The following is a 16,484-nucleotide window of genomic DNA, read 5'->3' as shown; positions in this document are numbered from 1 at the left end:
TTCAGTACGCCCGATGGAGGGAACGCAGTCGCGCATTGGGGCGGTGTGGTTTGCTGACGGTAGGCTTCCTCACCGTTGCTCGCCGAGCAGGTCAGGTGGATCGATTTGCCGAGCCAGGACGACGCGGGACCGTCGCGCCCCAAGGGGCGTGACGAACTGGCGCACGACTGGGCTGTGAAGGTCGGCCGGACTGCCTACATTCCGCTGTCCGCCGCCAAGCTCACCGAAGAGTTGTGTGAGCTGCTGAACGTCGTCGCCGAGGCTGTAGCCGGAGATGCGGCGGTGGCCTCCGTTGTCGGGACGCGGTTGGTGGAGATCCACTGCGTGGGGGCCGAGAGCCTCTCCCGGTCGGTGGAGGTGCTGGCCGAGTTCATCGTTCAGGAGGGCGCCGACGCGCGGACCGCCGCGTTGGTGATCGGGGCGGTTTCGGCTGCGTACACAGCTGCTATTCAGGCGTTTGTGTTGGAACAGCAGGAAAGCGTCAGTCAGGCGCTGCTGCGGGCCAACCGGGCTGTGCAGCTCGATCTGCAAGCCAGTGAGGAGCGGTTCGAGGACATCTTCCGGCACTCGTCCACCGGAATCGCGATGGTCAGTCTCGATGGTGCGCTCGAACGGGCGAATGACGCGCTGTGCACCATTTTGCGGCGGGACGACGTTGCCGGGATGACGTTGTCGGACCTGATCGCGCCTGCCGACCTTCCGCTCGTCAACGACGCCCTCGCGAGTTTGCGGTACGGGCGGATGCGGCGGGTGGAGGAGCGGCCACGGTTGATCGACCGGGACGGGGAGCACTTCCGGGTGTTGCTCGCGGCGACCGTGCAGAAGGACGCGGAGGACAACCCGCGGCGGTACGTGTTGATGATCGACGACGACAGCCAGCTCACGTTGCTCGGCGGGCGGTTGCAGTACCAGTCGTTGCACGACGCGCTGACCGGGCTGCCCAACCGGCAGTACCTCACCACGCGGCTGGAGTCGTTGCTGCACAGCGACATCGAGCACGGGGTGACGTTGTACCACCTGGACCTCGACGCGTTCGCCGTGATCACGGACGGGCTCGGGCGGGAGATCGGGGACAAGGTGCTGCGGCTCGTGGCCGAGCGGTTGAACGCCGTGTTCTCCACCGAGAAGGCGATGGTGGCGCGGCTCGAAGGGGACGAGTTCGCCGTGCTCGTCGAGAACGGGCCCGAGACGCCGGACGTCGACACGACGATCCGGATGATCGAGCACGAGCTGGCGGAGCCCGTCTACTTCGGGGAGCACGGGGTGGCGGTGTCGGCGACGATCGGGGTGTTGCCGCGGCTGCACTCCGGTGACCGGCCCGTCGAGGTGCTGCGGGCGTCGGACATGACGTTGCGGCGGGCCAAGCGCAGCGGGCGGCGGCAGTGGGGGCTGCACGACGCCATGCTGGACAAGCGGGAGCAGGAGGACCTCGCGCTCGCCGCGGTCATGCCCGGTGCGTGGGAGAGCGGGGAGATCGAGGTCGTGTTCAGCCCCGTCATGAAGCTCGACGGGTCGGAGCGCGTGTGCGTCGAGGCCGAGCTGAACTGGCGGCACCGCGACGCCGGGCTGATCGAGCACGCCAAGTGCATGGCGATGGCCGAGCACACCGGGCTGGTGCTGCCGCTCGGCGAGTGGATGCTGCGGCGGGCCGCCGAGGCCGCGTGCGAGCACGACGAGATCCTCGCCGTGTGCCTCACCGAGAGCATGGCGAAGAGCCCCGACCTCGTGCGCGACGTGCGGCGGGTGCTCGCGGACACCGGGCTGCGGGCGTCGAAGCTGCTGCTCGGGTTCCCCGTGCACGTGCTCGAGGACACCGAGGGCGAAGCCGCCGACAACCTGGAGGTGTTGTCGGAGATGGGCATCCACATCGGTGCCCGCGACTTCACCGGCGCCACCGGTCAGATCGAGCTGGTGAAGTCGCTCGGCGTGCGGGCCGTGCGGGTGCGGGGACGGTCCCGGCGGCCGGACGGGCTGGTGTCGCACGTGCTCGGCGACCTCGTCGGGTTCGTGCACGAGGCCGGTGGCATCGTGGTCGTCGATCCCGTCGAGGACGCCGAGCAGAGGGACTGGTGGCGTGAGCTCGGCGCCGACGCCGGTGTCGGGCCGGTGTTCGGTTCCCCGCCTACGGCGCGGTGGCCCGCTTCGGGTTGAGGTGCACGAGGACCAGCGCGAAGCCCGCGATGGTCACCATGCGCAGGGCGGCGCCGATGCCGTTCCAGTCCTTGGACTGCCACATCGCGAACCATTCGCCGCCGATCGTGATGAAGCCGCCGAGGAACAGCGCCACCACCATCAGCAGACCGGCGGAGGCGAACCGGCGCGCGGTCTCCTCCCGGTCGCGGAGATAGGCGACGGTGCCGGCGGTCAGCAGCACCGCGGCGACCGCCTCCCACACGATGATCGCGACGTAGACGACCGTGACGATCGCGGAACTGGTGATGGCACGCCACTTCAGCCCTTCACCGAAGGTGGTGTCCATGGCGAGGACGTGCTTCACGAACTCCTCGTTCGTGCTGTAGTCCGTGACGTTGCCCAGCACCACGAGAAGCATGTTGAGCGCGATGAACCCGACGGTCACCGCGACGACCGCGCGCAAGCTGCCGACCCGAGCAAGAAGACGCATGGCGCGGACAGTAACCGATCACGTGCCCAAGGTGACACGCGTTCGGCTCGATCCGGGGCTTCCGCTCAGTCGCACGGGTCCTCGAACTCCAGCTGTGGCAGGCGTTCCGCCCACTGCTGCTCGGTGAGCACGGTCCGGGTCGTCGTGCAGATCCGTTCGATCTCGCGTTCGACGTCGAGGTCCCACAGGCGCACGACGCCGTCGGCGTTGCCGGTGGCGAGCAGACTGCCCCTCGGGGAGAACTGGACCTGCGGTTCCGCCGCCCAGTCGCCGGTGATCTGCTGGCCGAGCGACGACGGGGCGGCCGGGTTCGTGATGTCCCACAACCGGAACGTCCTGTCCGCGCTGCTGCTCGCGAGCATCCGGCCGTCCGCGCTGATCGACAGCCCGCCGACCGTTCCCGTGTGCCCGTGCAGCTCGCTGAGCGGCACCGGGTGCTCGCGGTCGCGCACGTCGAAGAGCCGGATCACCTTGCTCTGCCCGGAGATGACGAGCGTGGCGCCGTCCGCGGTGAAGAGCGCCTGCTCCACGACCTGGGCGTCCTCGATCGGCTGGCCCAGCAGGCGAGGCCGCGCCGGGTCGCCCACGTCCCACAGCCGGACCGTCCTGTCGCTGCTCGCGGTGGCGACCGTGCGGCCGTCCGGGCTGAACGCGGCCTCGTTGACGTACCCGTCGTGGCCGGTCAGCGGCTCGCCGAGCGGCACGGGCCGCGCCGGGTCGCGCACGTCCCACAGCCGCACGGAGTCGTCGGTGTGGCTGGTCAGCAGCACCTCGCCGTCCGGGCGGAACACCACCCGCGCCGAGAACCGGTTCGGCAGCACGAGCGGCTCGCCGAGCTGCCGCGCGTTCCGCGGGTCGGCGACGTCCCACAGCCGCACCGTCTGGTCGCCGCCCGCGGTCGCGAGGACCTTGCCGTCCGGCCGGAACGCGGGCGCGCTCACCATGCGCTCGTGCCCGGTCAGCGGGGGTCCGAGCTGCTGGGGGTGGCCGGGGTCGGCGATGTCCCACAGCCGCACCGTCTTGTCGCCGGACCCGGTCGCGAGGACCTCGCCGTCCGGGCGGAACGAGGGCACCGGCACGTGGGAGGTGTGGCCGAGCAGCATCCTCTGCGGCAACGACCACAGCTGCACGGCGTTCTCCAGCGCCCCGGTCGCGAGCGCGGTGCCGTCCGGGCTGAAGCCGACGGCGAAGAGGCTCGCGCCGGGCGCGGACAGCGGCCTGCCGACCGGGCTGGGCACCGCCGGGTCGGCGAGGTTCCACAGCCGCACGGTCGCGTCGGCCGAGCCGGACGCGAGCACCCTGCTGTCCGGCCGGAACTTCACCGACCACACCGACCCCGTGTGGCCGGCCAGCGGCTGCCCGACCGGTTCCTGCGTCGCCGGGTCCCACAGCCGCACGATCTTGTCGTCGCCGCCGCTCGCGAGCAGCTTGCCGTCGCCGCTGAACGCCACCGAGTGGACGCCGAGGCTGTGCCCGGTCATCGTCTTGCCGATCCTGGTCCGCGTGGCCACGTCCCACAGCCGCACGGTCTCGTCGTCGCCGGTGGTGGCGAGCGTCCTGCCGTCCGGGCTGAACGCGAGTGACCGGACGGCGGCGGAGTGGTCGCGCAGCGGTTCGCCGACCGGCTCGGCGTTCGCCGGGTCGCGGACGTCCCACAGCCGGGCCGACCTGTCCTCGTTCGCCGCCGCGAGCAGCGTGCCGTCCGGGCTGAACTCCAGCAGGTAGGAGGTGCCGTTGCCGGTCTCGATCCGCTTGAGGGCCTTGGCGGAGGCCGGGTCGGTGACGTCCCAGAGCCGGATCGTCGCGTCCTGGCCGGTGGTGGCGAGCGTCCTGCCGTCCGGGCTGAAGACGGCGGAGCTGACCCAGTCGTCGTGCCCGGAGAGGACCGCGAGCTGCTTCGGGGCGAAGCGGTCCCGCACGTCCCACAGCCGCGCGGTCCGGTCGTAGCTCGCCGTCGCGAGGAGCGTGCCGTCCGGGCTGAACGTCGTCAGGTAGACCGCCCCGGTGTGCCCGGAGAGCGGCACGGCGAGCGGGACCTGCTGCGTGGCGAGCAGCTTCGCGCTCACCGCCTGGTCGTCGGGGCGCATCCGGTGCGCGACGAGCCACAGCCGCGCCGACACCGACGGGTCCGACGCCGACAGCCGGTCCGCCTCCGCCACGACCTGGCGGAACCGCGCGTCGTTGCGCTGCCGCACCGCTATCACGGCCGCACTCGCCGCGATCAGCGCGAACACCACCACGAGCGCGACGGCGCTGCGGCCCAGCCACACGTTCTTGCGGTGCTGGCGCTCGGACGCGTGCACGAACTGCTTCGCGACCGCCGTGACGTCCTGCTGCTGCCGCACGCCTTCCAGCCGTGCGCCGCGATAGAGCAACGACGAGTCGCGGCCCTGCGTCGACCACGCCGCCGCGTCCTCCTCCAGCCGCTGCCGGGCCAGGTTGCCCGCGCGGTCCTCGTCGATCCAGCCGCGCAGCCGCGGCCACGCGTGCAGCAACGCCTCGTGCGTGATCTCCACCGCCGCCGCGTCGAGCGTGATCAGCCGGGCACGGGTGAGGACCTCCAGCGCCCGTTCGGTGGCGGCGAGGTTCGTGCTGGCCTCCAGCAGGCTGTGGCGGCTCGACCGGCGGCGGGTGTCCTGCGTGTCGTCGCCGACCCTGACCAGGCGCAGCAGCAGCTGCCGCGCGGCGGCCCGCGCCGGCTCGTCGAGGTCGGACCAGGCCCGTTCGGCCGTGGTGGCGACCGAGCCCTGGATGCCGCCGGCCGCCCGGTAGCCCGCGATCGTGAGGCGGCCCGCCTGCCTGCGCTGCCACGTCACCAGCAGGGCGTGGCTGAGCAGCGGCAACGCCCCCGCGTCGTAGGCGTCCTTGCCGCGCCGGTTGTGCGCGCCCAGGTCGCGCAGCATGAGGTCCACCAGCCCCGGTTCGAGCTGCAGGCCCGCGGCCTTCGCCGGGTTCGTGACGGCGTCGCGCACCTCCGTCGCCGACATCGCGCCGAGCACCATCTGGCGGTTCTGCAACGCCTCGGCGAGCTCGGGGAAGTCGAGGCAGCGCGCGTAGAAGTCGGCCCGCACCCCGAGCACGACCGCCGTCTTCTCCGCCGCCGCGTGCAGCGCGTGCACGAAGATCCGCAGCCGGTTCTCGTCGCCGCCGAGCGTGAACGCCTCCTCGAACTGGTCGACGACCACCACCCGGTCGCCGACCGCCAGCTGCACCTCCGCCGCGAACCCGGCCGGAATCTCACAGCCGGTCGCCGCTTCGAGCGTGGGAACCAGTTCGGGAATGCGGAGAGCCAGTTCTTTCAACGGGTCGGTGCCGGGCGTGATGATGACGGCGTTCTTGCTCAGCCGCGGCAGCACCCCCGCTTTCACCAAACTCGACTTACCGGCGCCGGAAGCGCCGACGAGCATCGTCATCCCGTTCTCCTCCAGCCGGGAGAGCAATGCGTTCGTCGCTCTTTCCCGGCCGAAGAACCAGTTCGCGTCCTGCGGCCCGAACGCGCTCAGCCCCATGTACGGGCAGACCGCGTTCTCCTCCGGCTGCGGCGGTGTTTCGGAAGAATCGGTGACCGGGCTCGCGAGCGCCTCTTCCCACAGCGCCCGCCACCTGTCCAGCTCGTAGAGACCCTCGACCGCCGGCTGGGGCCTGCGCTTGCGGGCCTCCCCGACGAGGACCTCCAGGACGGCGCTCAGCCCGCTGAACCTGGCGGGGACGTTGCGCCCGCGCCGCCAGTCGCTCACCCGCTGCGCGGGCACCCGCACCGGCCTGCCGCGTTCGTCCGTCCGGCGGGCACGGCTCACCGACTCCGTGACCCGTTTCAGCGGCGGGTCGCCTGCCTCCGCGTAGAGCAGCGCGAAGCGCTCCGCGAAGACGCCACGGGGTCCCAAGCAGCCTCCACCTCGTCCGGACCGGAAAACGAGGACCACCCGTCTGAGCTGCGACGCGCACACCGGACAGGCCGTCAGAACCCCACCCTAACGAGGTGGTCCGACAACCTCGACTCCACGTCCATCACGAGAACGGGAGACCGTCGCAGTGGTTGAGGCCAACTGGGGAATCGTGTCCACGGCTGAGGGGCTCTGGGGGTCTCCTCAGCCGTGGCCTCGGCCGTCCGAGTGGCAGGGCGCCGCCTGCTAGGTCAGGCCGCCTTCCAGAGCTCGTCCGCCTCCGGCTGCCGGGGCTGCACCCGGTTCGGATCGGGCAGATAGGTCTCGGTCGGCAGCGTCACGTAGGAAATGGCGTCCGGCCGCAAAGCGGTGAGTTTGCCCGCGAGGTCCGCCAGTTTCGGAATGGACCCGATCCCCGTGTCCGTCACCATGGAACGGGTCAGGATGTCGGCGAGGTCCAGCGTTCGCCCGGGACTGGCGAGCCAGTTCTCCCCGGCGAGTTTCTCGCTCAACGCCCGCATGAAAAGGTGCTGGTTCTTGATGCGGTTCAGGTCACTGCCGTCACCGATGCTGTAACGGGTCCGCACGAATGCGAGCGCCTGCGTTCCGTTCAGCGTCGTCGGACCGGCCGGAACGTGCAGCCCGCTCCGTTCGTCGTCAATCGGCTCGGGCATCGTGATGGCGATTCCGCCGAGCCGGTCGATCAGATCGCGGAACCCGGTGAAATCGATCTGCACGAAGTGGTCGATGCGAACACCGCTCATCTGCTCCACCGTCGCCACCGTGCACGCGGCACCACCGGTGGTGAAGGCGCTGTTGAACATCGCGACGGCCACGGGCGGGCTGTCCCCGCAGCGAGGCCGCGGCACCATCGTGTCGCGCGGGATGCTGACCACGCGCGCCCGGCTGCCCGCGGCGTCGAGCTGCACGACCATCGCGGTGTCGGACCGTTCGTCGTCCTGGCCGATCAGCAGGACGTTGAGGGGCCTGCCCGGTGACGACGGGGGCCCTGGCGGCGACGGAGGTCTGGGGTGGGCGATCTCCTCGGAGAGGTCGACGGTCCGGAGGTTGCTCTCCAGCCGCCAGTACGAGCCCCCGACCACGACGCCCGCGGCGATGACGACGGCGGCCCCCGAGACCGCGACCCACCGTTTCCAATGGACGTTCACACCTCCACGGTCCCGGCCGTTTGTCCGGATCCCGTAGGTGGATTGTCAGGGTTCTGTCACAGCACGCCCGGTTATTCGGATGCCCGCCCGCGGCTCCCGGCGGTACAAAGCACTGACACACCGTGTCTCTGGGGGCACCATGACAGTCCGTCCGGCCACTCCCTCCGACGCCCCGGCGATGGCGTCGGTCCACGTGCGCACCTGGCAGACCGCCTACCGCGGCCAGCTGCCCGACGACGTCCTCGCGAACCTGTCCGTCGACGACCGCACAGCCCAGTGGGAGCGCCTCATCCCCCGCGGCAACGTCTGGGTGGCGGAACACGACGGCGAGGTGGCCGGCTTCGCGTTCGCCGGCCCGTCGCGCGACGACGACGCACCGTTCGAGCTCTACGCCATCTACGTGCTCGACTCCGCCCAGGGCACCGGCCTGGGCACAGCGCTGGCGAAGGCCGCCCTGGGCTCCGAACCGGACGTGATCGTCTGGGCGCTCGACACCAACACCCGGGCCCGCCACTTCTACGAACGCATCGGCTTCCGCGCCGACGGCGTGACGCGCACGGAGACCGAGGGCGGCGTCGAGCTGAAGGAGATGCGCTACCGCCGCACGATCTAAAGTGACGCCGTGGGTTTCCGAGCAACGTTCCGCCGCGGCCTGGAGCCGCGCGAGGTCGAGATCGCCCAGCAGGTCTTCGGCGACGCCCTCGACCTCAGCGCCCTGCGCCTCGCGGAAGGCGGCGTGCTGGGCAGCTTCGGCGTGGCCCGCACATTGCCCCGGGTCGTCACGTTCCCCGTGGGCGTCCTGACCAAGCCACAGCACCGCGCACGGTACGAGCGCTGGCTGGTGCACGAGCTGACCCACGCCTACCAGTACCAGCACGGCCGCAGCGTCCTCAGCCTTCTGCCCACCGCCGTAGCGGGGTTCCTCCGCAAGAGCCTCTACGACTACGGCGGCGTGGAAGGGCTGCACGGCAAGGCTTTCGCCGACTTCAACTCGGAGCAGCAGGCCAACATCATCGCCGACTACTACTACCTGAGCACCTACGAACCGCACCGCGACCTGTCGGCCTACCTGCCGTACATCGAGCACGTGCGTTCAGGACGTGGGCAGACCAGCTGACCCGCTCTTCGCCCCACCGTCGATCAACCGCTGCAACACCTCGGCCATCCACGCCCGCAACTGCGGCCCCGACGCCGCCGCGACCGCTCCCGAATGCAGCATCCGGCGCGTGACGACAGTCCCGAGGACGAACGACTGGATCGCGTTGGCCGTGTCGGCCGCCTGCTGCTCGGTATAACCCCAGCCGATGAAAGCCCTGGTCAAGGGCTCGGTCGACTCCTGCTCCAGATACGCGCCCAACGCCGCGGGCCGTGACGACGCCGACCGCATCAACGCCAGCAACGGGTCACCGTCCCCCTGCTGCTCCCACCGCCCGGCGATCCGGTCCGCGAGCCGCCGCCCGAGGTCTCCGACGTCCCCCGGCAACGTCGACTCCAGGTTGAGCCGAGCCTCCATCGCCGCGAGGAACAGCCCTTCCTTCCCCCCGAAGTACCGCGTGACGAGGTTCGGCGAGAACCCGGCCGCCTGCGCGACCTGGTTCACCGTCGTCGCCTCATACCCGTTCCGCGCGAACAACGGCCTGGCCGCCTTCAGCAACGCCTCACGCGTCGCACTGGCGTTGCGCGGACGAGACGGGCGCTTCTCCGCCGAGGACTCCTGTGCATGGCCGGACACAAACCGAGACGGTACCCGGTTCCCGAACATGTGCATGCCCGTACACATGATGTGTATGGTCGTACACATAGCCGCTCCGCAGAGAAAGGCCACCACCCGTGAACCCCAGGTCCTACGCCGTCACCAACGTCCGAGTCTTCGACGGCCACTCGCTGATCGACGCGAACACAGTCACGTTCGCGGACGGCTTCATCACCGAAATCGGCCAGGACACACCCCCACCAGACGCGACCGTGGTCGACGGCAAGGGCGGCACCCTCCTACCCGGCCTCATCGACGCCCACAGCCACCCCGACGACGAGGGCTTGGCGCTGGCAGTCGACTTCGGCGTCACCACCGTCATCGAGATGGGCGGCCCACCCCGCACCGCGGAGGACCGCGCCCGCATCGCCGAGGACGACCGCCTGGCCGACATCAGATCAGCGGGCCTCCCGTTGACCGCCGTCTGCGGCCACCCGAACCAACTCCTGGTCCCGCTGGAAAACCTGATCAGCCCAGACGGCACCCGCCACCCCGAAGCGGCCCCGTTACCGGGTCTGGCAGACCCGGCCGAACTCCCCGCGTTCATCACCGCCCGAGTCCGCGAGGGCAGCGACTTCATCAAGCTCCTGGCCGAGGAAGGCACCGTCCTGGCCGCCCCCGGCCTCCCCGAACTGCCCCCCGACGTCTTCACCGCCGCCGTCCGCGAAGCCCACGACCACGCCATCCCCGCAGTCGGCCACGCCCTCACCTACGCCGCCACCCTGACCATGCTCCGAGCAGGCGTGGACGGCCTGACCCACCTCTTCCTGGACCGCCCCCACACCGACGAGATCGTCGAGACCATCGCCCGGTCCGGCACCTTCGTGATCCCGTGCCTGGTCCTCAACCGCTCGATCATCGGCATCCCGGGCACAGACCTGGCCGCGGACCCCCGAGTCGCCTCCCGCCTGACCCCCGCCTGGCTCCAGGCCCTGCGCAGCTCGTTCAACACCTACGCCGACGGCGACTACTCAACCTCGGAGCGGACCGTCAAAGCCCTCCACGAGGCAGGCGTCCCCATCCTCGCCGGCACCGACGCCGCCCGCCCGGAAGAAGAACACGGCGGCCTGGCCCAAGGCGCCAGCCTGCACCACGAACTACAACTCCTCGTCGAAGCGGGACTGACCCCCGCAGAAGCCCTGCGCGCCGCAACCTCCCGCCCCGCCCAGCACTTCAGCCTGAACGACCGCGGCGTCATCCGCCGAGGCGCCAGAGCGGACCTGCTCCTGGTGGCCGGCAACCCGCTCGAGTCCATCTCCGACACCCTCTCGACCCGCGCCGTCTGGCGCCGCGGAGTCCTGACCACCCGCTGATTCCTGCATTCCGAAGGGGTTTCCCATGACCAGCCCACGCAACGTCGTCATCACCGGTGCCGCAGGCGGCATCAGCTCCGAGATCACCGACCGCTTCCTCGCGAACGGCGACACCGTCCTGGCAAGCGACCTGAGCTCCGAGATCCTCAACTCCTGGCGAACCCGTTGGGACACCGGCAACCTGCTGGTCCACCCGGCCGACGTGTCCAGCGAGGACAGTCTGGCCTCGCTGGCCGCAGTGGCAGAAGAACGCCTGGGCACCATCGACATCCTGATCAACGCCGCCGGCCACTTCCCGCAGACGCCCTTCGAAAAGATCTCCGGCGACGAATGGCGCCGAGTCATCGAGGTCAACCTCAACGGCACCTTCTACACCATCCAAGCCCTGCTGCCACTGCTGAAGACGAGCTCGCGAGGCCGAATCATCAACATCGGCTCCGGCGGAATGTTCTTCGGCGTACCGCACCAGGCCCACTACATCGCCGCAAAGGCAGGCGTCCAGGGCCTGACCCGCGTCCTGGCCCGCGAACTCGGCAACGACCACCCGATCACCGTCAACCTCGTAACCCCCGGCCTCGTCGTAACCCCAGCCGCCGTCGCCGTCCTGCCAGAACCGCTCCTGGCCATGCAACGCGAGCGCCGCTCGTTCCACCGCGACGAGGTCCCCGCGGACGTCGTGGGGTCGGTGTTCTTCCTCGCTTCCGACGATGCCGCGTTCATCACCGGGCAGACCTTGAACGTCGATGGTGGTCTGACGATGTGGTGAGGCTTTGGTCAGTCGATCTTTTCGGCTGACAGCAGGATCTTCGTGTTGCAGTCGACGACCGTGCCCGGTTCCACGTTCTGCTTGGTGGTCTTCCAGTTGCGGTCGTTGATCAGCAGCCTTCCCTGGCCGCTTGCGTCTTCCTCGGTCAGGAAGTAGAGGCCGGCTGCTTGCATCGTGTCCTGTGCGGTTTGGTGGATCATGCCTACGACGTTGGGGACGGTGCAGGTTTTCGCCGTTGGGGCCGCGCTCGTGGTGGGCGGGGCTTGCGTTGGCGCTTCGGTGGAGGGCGGGGGCGGCGTGGCTGAGCACGCGGCCGTTAAGAGCAGCAGGGTGAGCGGGGCAGCGAGGCGCATGTCCCTCACCTTGGCGCCGTGCCGTCGCCTGTGTGAGCTGGTGTCACCCAGATTGGGCAATGCGGCGCAGCATGGTGGTCAGTCCGTGGACGGCGGCAGACACGGGGCAGATTCCTGCTGACGGCGACTGACCAAAAAGATCAAGCTCCGACCGCGTTGCCGCTGGTCAGAGCTTGATTTCACCCGGCGAAAGGTGGTGCCCAGGCAGGATTCGAACCTGCGACACACGGTTTAGGAAGGCACGTCAGGCATCAGGCTTGCTATGCCTGCTGACCTGCGTCTTCGACTGCTTCCGTTGTGGCGCTTGGGCTCCGCGTTTCGCAATGGTTTCGCGGTTCGCGTTCTGCCACTTCCCGGCCTTCAACCCGATCCCCCAGCTGCACGCGGCCAGCGCCGTCGAGCCAAGGTACGCCCTCTAGCCTTGACGCGTCGGTGCTGGCCGTTCGTCATGCACGCGGGGCGGGTTGTCGGCGTGCTGCCTGCTTGCCGACAAGCCTCGTCGAGCCGTGCTCATGATCGGTGGCAAGGCGGCGGAGCCGTCGCGGCAGTCAAGCGCCAGGACCGGCAAGTCCGCGGTGCCCCTGACGGCGCTCGTCGGGAGCTGCTGGCCGACATGGCTCTACGGGTTGAGCTCGTCGGTGGGGTAAGGCTGGAGGACGGCGCGCAGCGCCGCCCGGCCGACCGGCGCAGCGAAGCGGATGCCGGGAGTGCCGGGATGGAAGGTGTTCGCCGTACGCGCGGGACGCGTCGCCAGCGGCGGCCTTGATCCCGTAGAGCGCAATTCGGCAAGAAACTTGCGGACTCGCTCTGTAGCAGATCAGGTACAGAACGTGAAATCACCCACCTGAACCTAACTGTTACGACTCGCTGGGTTCCAAACGATGTATCCGGTAGATACGCTGTGTCGATGTCTATGACGCTGATCACACGGATGCAGGAGCGACTTGTGCGGTCTCGTGAGGACAGCGACGACACAACAGTCTTTCTTGAACTCATGTATCTAGGCGAACTCACCTTGAAGATCATGGTTGCAGGAATGCTTGCGGCTACGCAGGATGATCGCGACCGCCATAGGTACAGACTTGAGTACGCTCTCGTTCGGGCTAGTGGCTTGGGTGAATGGTGCGCCGCACTCGATGACCTTTTGACTGGACCTTCCTCGGCCACGCTGGCGGGCGACGCTATACACGATAAGGTTGAGCTCACAAAGAATCACGACCTGAAGGATGAGGAAGCGTGGCAGGCTGTCGCGCTTAATTCGATCCTTGAGGCTTGCCGGATCATCGATCCTGACTATTGGTCAGACCATCCGAATCGGGTGGCTGCCAGGATCTGGGCTCATCACTTCACTTGGCTGAGAAATAAGACCCGAGGACACGGCGCGACAACACTCGGTGCGAGTACTCGCATGGTGTCTGCTTTGGAGCGGTCCATTGAGACTGTGATAGGCAATTTTAAGTTGTTCCAGCGAGAGTGGTCCTATCTGCACAGGAATCTTTCCGGAAAGTATCGAGTGGTTCCTATTAGCGACGCGGCTTCGTGTCTAGATTACCTCAAACGTCAGAACGAAGCTACGTATGAAGACGGGGTGTATCTGGTATTTGGGGGAGTTCCGTCGAGAGTGCCTCTCATCTTCTCTGATGTAGAGCTAAGCGACTTCTTTGTCTGCAACGGTGGATACAGCGGGTCAAAGTTCGAGACGCTCTCGTACATCAGCGATACGCGAAAGCATTTCGACGCACAGCAGTACACGACGCCGCCGACGCAGCTGCCCATTAGCGAAACCGAGGGTTTGGGTTCGCTTGAAATGCAAGGCGGACTGTTCGGTAACCTTCCGTCGCGTAACCGTGACTACGTTGACCGTCCGCAGCTAGAAGAGTTGCTGGAAAAAGTACTTTGTAACGATCGCCATGCGATCGTCACGCTGGTTGGTCGAGGCGGTACCGGAAAAACCTCGCTCGCGCTGGAGGTCTTGCATAGGATCGCTACAGCGAACGAGAAGAAAAGTCGATTCTTTGCTATTTTGTGGTTCTCGGCAAGAGATGTCGACTTGACCTCGCTAGGCCCTAAATTGGTCAGGCCGCGCGTAGTCAGCATCGCTGATATTGCCGATGAATACGTAAATCTGACCGAGCCTGCCGATGCGAAGAAGAAGGGCTTCAAGAAAGTCGAGTTCCTTGCAGATCAACTCGGCAGAACGGATGAAGAGCCACTTCTGTACGTGTTCGACAACTTTGAAACCGTGCGGGATCCTCAGGCGATGTATGAATGGCTCGATACATACATTCGACCGCCCAATAAGATTTTGATTACAACTCGGCTACGCGACTTCAAGGGCGATTACCCGGTTGAGGTGGGGGGTATGCGACGTGAAGAGTTTGACAAGCTGATCTCTGCAACGAGTGTCCAGCTCGGCATAACACGACTCCTTAATGAGCAGCGTTGCACTCAGCTTTTTGATAACTCTGACGGCCATCCATATGTGGCCAAGTTGCTATTGGGTGAGATTGCCAATCAGAATAAATGGTCTGATGCAAACCAGCTTGTGGCTGGCAAAGACGACATGCTCCAAGCGCTGTTTGAGCGGACTTACACGCAGCTCAGTCCCTTGGCTAGGCGGATCTTCCTGACGCTCTGTGGCTGGCGGTCAGCTGTGCCTAGACTTGCGATGGAAGCCGCATTGCTGAGGTCTGCGGCAGATGAGACTCTAGATACTGGAAAAGCCGTTGACCAGCTTGTTCGTAGTTCGATGGCGGATATTTCCAGGTCGGATGAAGGTGATGAGTTCCTCGCTGTCCCCCTGGCGGCTTCTCTGTTCGGTAGGAAGAAGTTGCAAGTTAGCCCTATCGCTAGCACTATCGAGGTGGACCTTCAGTTCCTTCAGATGTTCGGTGCGGCTCGCGGTGCCGATGTCAGCAGGGGGATCCGGCCGCGTGTTAACCGTATGTTTAGGGCAGTCGCGGAAAAAATTCAAGCTGAGCCTGGGGCGAACGTACTTGCCACGTACTTGCCGGTTCTGGAGCATATTGCGCGGCGATATCCTCCTGCCTGGATGCTGCTTGCCGACCTGAGTGAGGAACAGCAGACAGAGTCTGGGACCAAGCGAGCTATTGAGTGTGTTCGACATTTTCTTGAGGAGAACCCTGAGAACTTGCAGGCGTGGGGTCGGCTTGCTGCGCTGCTGCGCAAGCAGGGTGATTCGGTGGGCGAAGCGCAAGCGCTTGTCAGTAGGAGTATTCAGTCAGGCGCTCCTTATGAGCTCGCCAGTGAAGCTGCGTGGCGTCTAAGCGCGCTGAACACGGCAAAGCAGTTAGACGAAATGCCGGAAGACGAGCTTGCCGCGCTAGTGCAGACTCTTTTGGATCGTCTGGATTCATCCAGGGAAGAGACCACTGCCACGGATTATTCTCGTATGGCTTGGCTTGCGGTCATGCTGCACGATATTCCACTAGCGGTGAAGTACACCAATAGTGGGGCTGATCGGGATCCGAGCAACCCGCACATTAGGAAGCTTCAGGGCTGGCTTCCAGCCGAAGCATTCAAGTTCTGAAGGCATATAGGATGGTTTGGTGCGGTTGGATATTTCAATGGAGAAGTTGATTGAGCAGGCTTTCTCGGTGTCGCGTCTTCATTTGGCCGAGTCTCTCCCGCGTAGATGGTCGCACGTTCTGGGATGTGCTGATCGGGCGCGGATTGCTGCTGATGCTCTGCTGGATGAAGTCGATTCAATAACTCTTGTAAGTGCCGCAGTGCTTCACGATATTGGATATGCTCCCAGTATTGCGCGAACCGGGATGCATGCGCTTGATGGCGCCCGATTTCTGCAACAAATAGAAATTACCGATCGTGTATGCGCGCTAGTGGCGCATCATTCTTGCGCGTACCTAGAGGCGGAATTGCGTGGCTTGTCGGCAGAGCTTGGAGTGTGGAGCGACGAACAATCAGTCCTGCGAGATGCTCTATGGTGGGCCGACATGACCACGACGCCTGATGGCGGTGTTACAACCGTACATGACCGAATTGCGGAAATCCGGGAGCGTTACGGTCCGAAAGACTTGGTCTCGTTCTTCATTAAGCAAGCCTCGCGAGAATTGATTGCCGCAGTTGAGCGCACTGAAGAACGACTCCGTATGGCAGGAATCGATTACGCGGTGAAGTAAGAAAACTCGCGCTTCTCAAAGCCGTGTGCGATTCGGAGGCGGATGGATGGATATTGAGTGAATGAAGATCGCTGTGGTTGATCCATTGCACTTCGCTCGACTCGCTGCTAGTCCGCGATGTGCCGCCGACCAATCGGGAACGGAAACAGATTGAGAACTCCTGTCGTACCTCACCGTTTGTATATGCGATGACGTGCTGAGGGTCGGAATAGACGCCGATGATATCGGTGGGCTCGACGTCGATCCCGGTCTCTTCCTTGACCTCGCGGATGACGGCCTGGCCGATGGTCTCGCCGACGTCCTGCGCACCGCCGGGGATCGAGTACAGGTCGTTGTCGGTGCGTCGGATCATCAACAGCCGGCCCTGCTCGTCTTGGACGAACGCGCTGACCGCCACGACGATGCTGGTCGCCTTGGGAGCGTTCGGGTCGTGATAGTGGTCGGTGCGGGCCATGGTGCGGCT

13 protein-coding genes are annotated in these 16,484 nt (G+C 66.3%); 7 read left to right on the top strand and 6 right to left on the bottom strand.

The genetic code is table 11. The annotated features are described in order from the left end of the window. Window positions 1–105 precede the first annotated feature (105 nt). Entirely contained in the window at window positions 106–2,151 is a 2,046-nt protein-coding gene (locus tag BLT23_RS27250; protein ID WP_218133901.1) for a bifunctional diguanylate cyclase/phosphodiesterase, read from the top strand. Here the strand turns inward: BLT23_RS27250 and BLT23_RS27245 are convergent. The 3 genes from BLT23_RS27245 to BLT23_RS27235 form a co-directional block, all read right to left on the bottom strand. Further along, window positions 2,123–2,623, bottom strand: coding sequence for a DUF2165 domain-containing protein (locus tag BLT23_RS27245; protein ID WP_090053785.1), 501 nt, complete (start codon window positions 2,621–2,623; stop codon window positions 2,123–2,125). The genes BLT23_RS27250 and BLT23_RS27245 overlap by 29 nt on opposite strands. 65 nt (window positions 2,624–2,688) lie before the next feature. Beyond that, window positions 2,689–6,507, bottom strand: a complete 3,819-nt coding sequence (locus BLT23_RS27240; protein WP_090053783.1) for a WD40 repeat domain-containing protein — start codon at window positions 6,505–6,507, stop codon at window positions 2,689–2,691. 251 nt (window positions 6,508–6,758) lie between these two features. Next, on the bottom strand, window positions 6,759–7,610 hold the full coding sequence (locus BLT23_RS27235) for an LCP family protein (protein ID WP_281248900.1): 852 nt from the start codon (window positions 7,608–7,610) through the stop codon (window positions 6,759–6,761). Between the two features lie 205 nt (window positions 7,611–7,815). On the opposite strand from BLT23_RS27235, the gene BLT23_RS27230 reads away from it, so the two are divergent. Beyond that, entirely contained in the window at window positions 7,816–8,289 is a 474-nt protein-coding gene (locus tag BLT23_RS27230; RefSeq protein ID WP_090053779.1) for a GNAT family N-acetyltransferase, read from the top strand. A gap of 9 nt (window positions 8,290–8,298) precedes the next feature. Beyond that, the gene (locus BLT23_RS27225; protein WP_090053777.1) at window positions 8,299–8,793 is read left to right on the top strand and encodes a hypothetical protein; all 495 of its coding nucleotides are present in this window, start codon (window positions 8,299–8,301) and stop codon (window positions 8,791–8,793) included. On the opposite strand, the gene BLT23_RS27220 is transcribed toward BLT23_RS27225, so the two are convergent. Continuing rightward, window positions 8,770–9,408, bottom strand: coding sequence for a TetR/AcrR family transcriptional regulator (locus BLT23_RS27220; RefSeq protein WP_176946936.1), 639 nt, complete (start codon window positions 9,406–9,408; stop codon window positions 8,770–8,772). The genes BLT23_RS27225 and BLT23_RS27220 overlap by 24 nt on opposite strands. 98 nt (window positions 9,409–9,506) lie before the next feature. Here BLT23_RS27220 and BLT23_RS27215 point away from each other — a divergent pair, with 98 nt between their 5' ends. Together BLT23_RS27215 and BLT23_RS27210 are read left to right on the top strand one after the other, a co-directional pair. Then, window positions 9,507–10,742, top strand: a complete 1,236-nt coding sequence (locus BLT23_RS27215) for an amidohydrolase family protein (RefSeq protein WP_090053773.1) — start codon at window positions 9,507–9,509, stop codon at window positions 10,740–10,742. 25 nt (window positions 10,743–10,767) lie between these two features. After that, a complete protein-coding gene (locus tag BLT23_RS27210) occupies window positions 10,768–11,508 on the top strand; it encodes an SDR family NAD(P)-dependent oxidoreductase (protein ID WP_090053771.1) in 741 nt (246 codons plus the stop codon). A gap of 8 nt (window positions 11,509–11,516) precedes the next feature. Here the strand turns inward: BLT23_RS27210 and BLT23_RS41795 are convergent, their stop codons facing one another. Beyond that, on the bottom strand, window positions 11,517–11,861 hold the full coding sequence (locus BLT23_RS41795; protein ID WP_245744210.1) for a PASTA domain-containing protein: 345 nt from the start codon (window positions 11,859–11,861) through the stop codon (window positions 11,517–11,519). Window positions 11,862–12,768: 907 nt separating this feature from the next. Here BLT23_RS41795 and BLT23_RS40210 point away from each other — a divergent pair. Continuing rightward, window positions 12,769–15,411: a tetratricopeptide repeat protein gene (locus tag BLT23_RS40210; protein WP_143036058.1), complete on the top strand. Its 2,643-nt coding sequence runs from the start codon at window positions 12,769–12,771 to the stop codon at window positions 15,409–15,411. Between the two features lie 37 nt (window positions 15,412–15,448). Beyond that, complete coding sequence (locus BLT23_RS27200) at window positions 15,449–16,021, top strand: HD domain-containing protein (RefSeq protein ID WP_090053904.1); 573 nt, start codon at window positions 15,449–15,451, stop codon at window positions 16,019–16,021. On the opposite strand, the gene BLT23_RS27195 is transcribed toward BLT23_RS27200, so the two are convergent. Next, entirely contained in the window at window positions 15,933–16,475 is a 543-nt protein-coding gene (locus BLT23_RS27195) for an NUDIX hydrolase (protein ID WP_090053767.1), read from the bottom strand. The genes BLT23_RS27200 and BLT23_RS27195 overlap by 89 nt on opposite strands. Between the last annotated feature and the right edge of the window lie 9 nt (window positions 16,476–16,484).

This window comes from Lentzea fradiae (assembly GCF_900100955.1).
GTDB classification, from domain to species: Bacteria; Actinomycetota; Actinomycetes; order Mycobacteriales; family Pseudonocardiaceae; genus Lentzea; species Lentzea fradiae.
This window is presented reverse-complemented; position numbering and strand designations above follow the sequence as displayed.

What these genes read in the sequence shown, in the direction of transcription:
- BLT23_RS27245 (WP_090053785.1), bottom strand. Translation starts at nt 2,623, where the DNA reads ATGCGTCTTCTTGCTCGGGTCGGCAGCTTGCGCGCGGTCGTCGCGGTG.
- BLT23_RS27230 (WP_090053779.1), top strand. Translation starts at nt 7,816, where the DNA reads ATGACAGTCCGTCCGGCCACTCCCTCCGACGCCCCGGCGATGGCGTCG.
- BLT23_RS27210 (WP_090053771.1), top strand. Translation starts at nt 10,768, where the DNA reads ATGACCAGCCCACGCAACGTCGTCATCACCGGTGCCGCAGGCGGCATC.
- BLT23_RS41795 (WP_245744210.1), bottom strand. Translation starts at nt 11,861, where the DNA reads ATGCGCCTCGCTGCCCCGCTCACCCTGCTGCTCTTAACGGCCGCGTGC.
- BLT23_RS40210 (WP_143036058.1), top strand. Translation starts at nt 12,769, where the DNA reads ATGTCTATGACGCTGATCACACGGATGCAGGAGCGACTTGTGCGGTCT.
- BLT23_RS27200 (WP_090053904.1), top strand. Translation starts at nt 15,449, where the DNA reads ATGGAGAAGTTGATTGAGCAGGCTTTCTCGGTGTCGCGTCTTCATTTG.
- BLT23_RS27195 (WP_090053767.1), bottom strand. Translation starts at nt 16,475, where the DNA reads ATGGCCCGCACCGACCACTATCACGACCCGAACGCTCCCAAGGCGACC.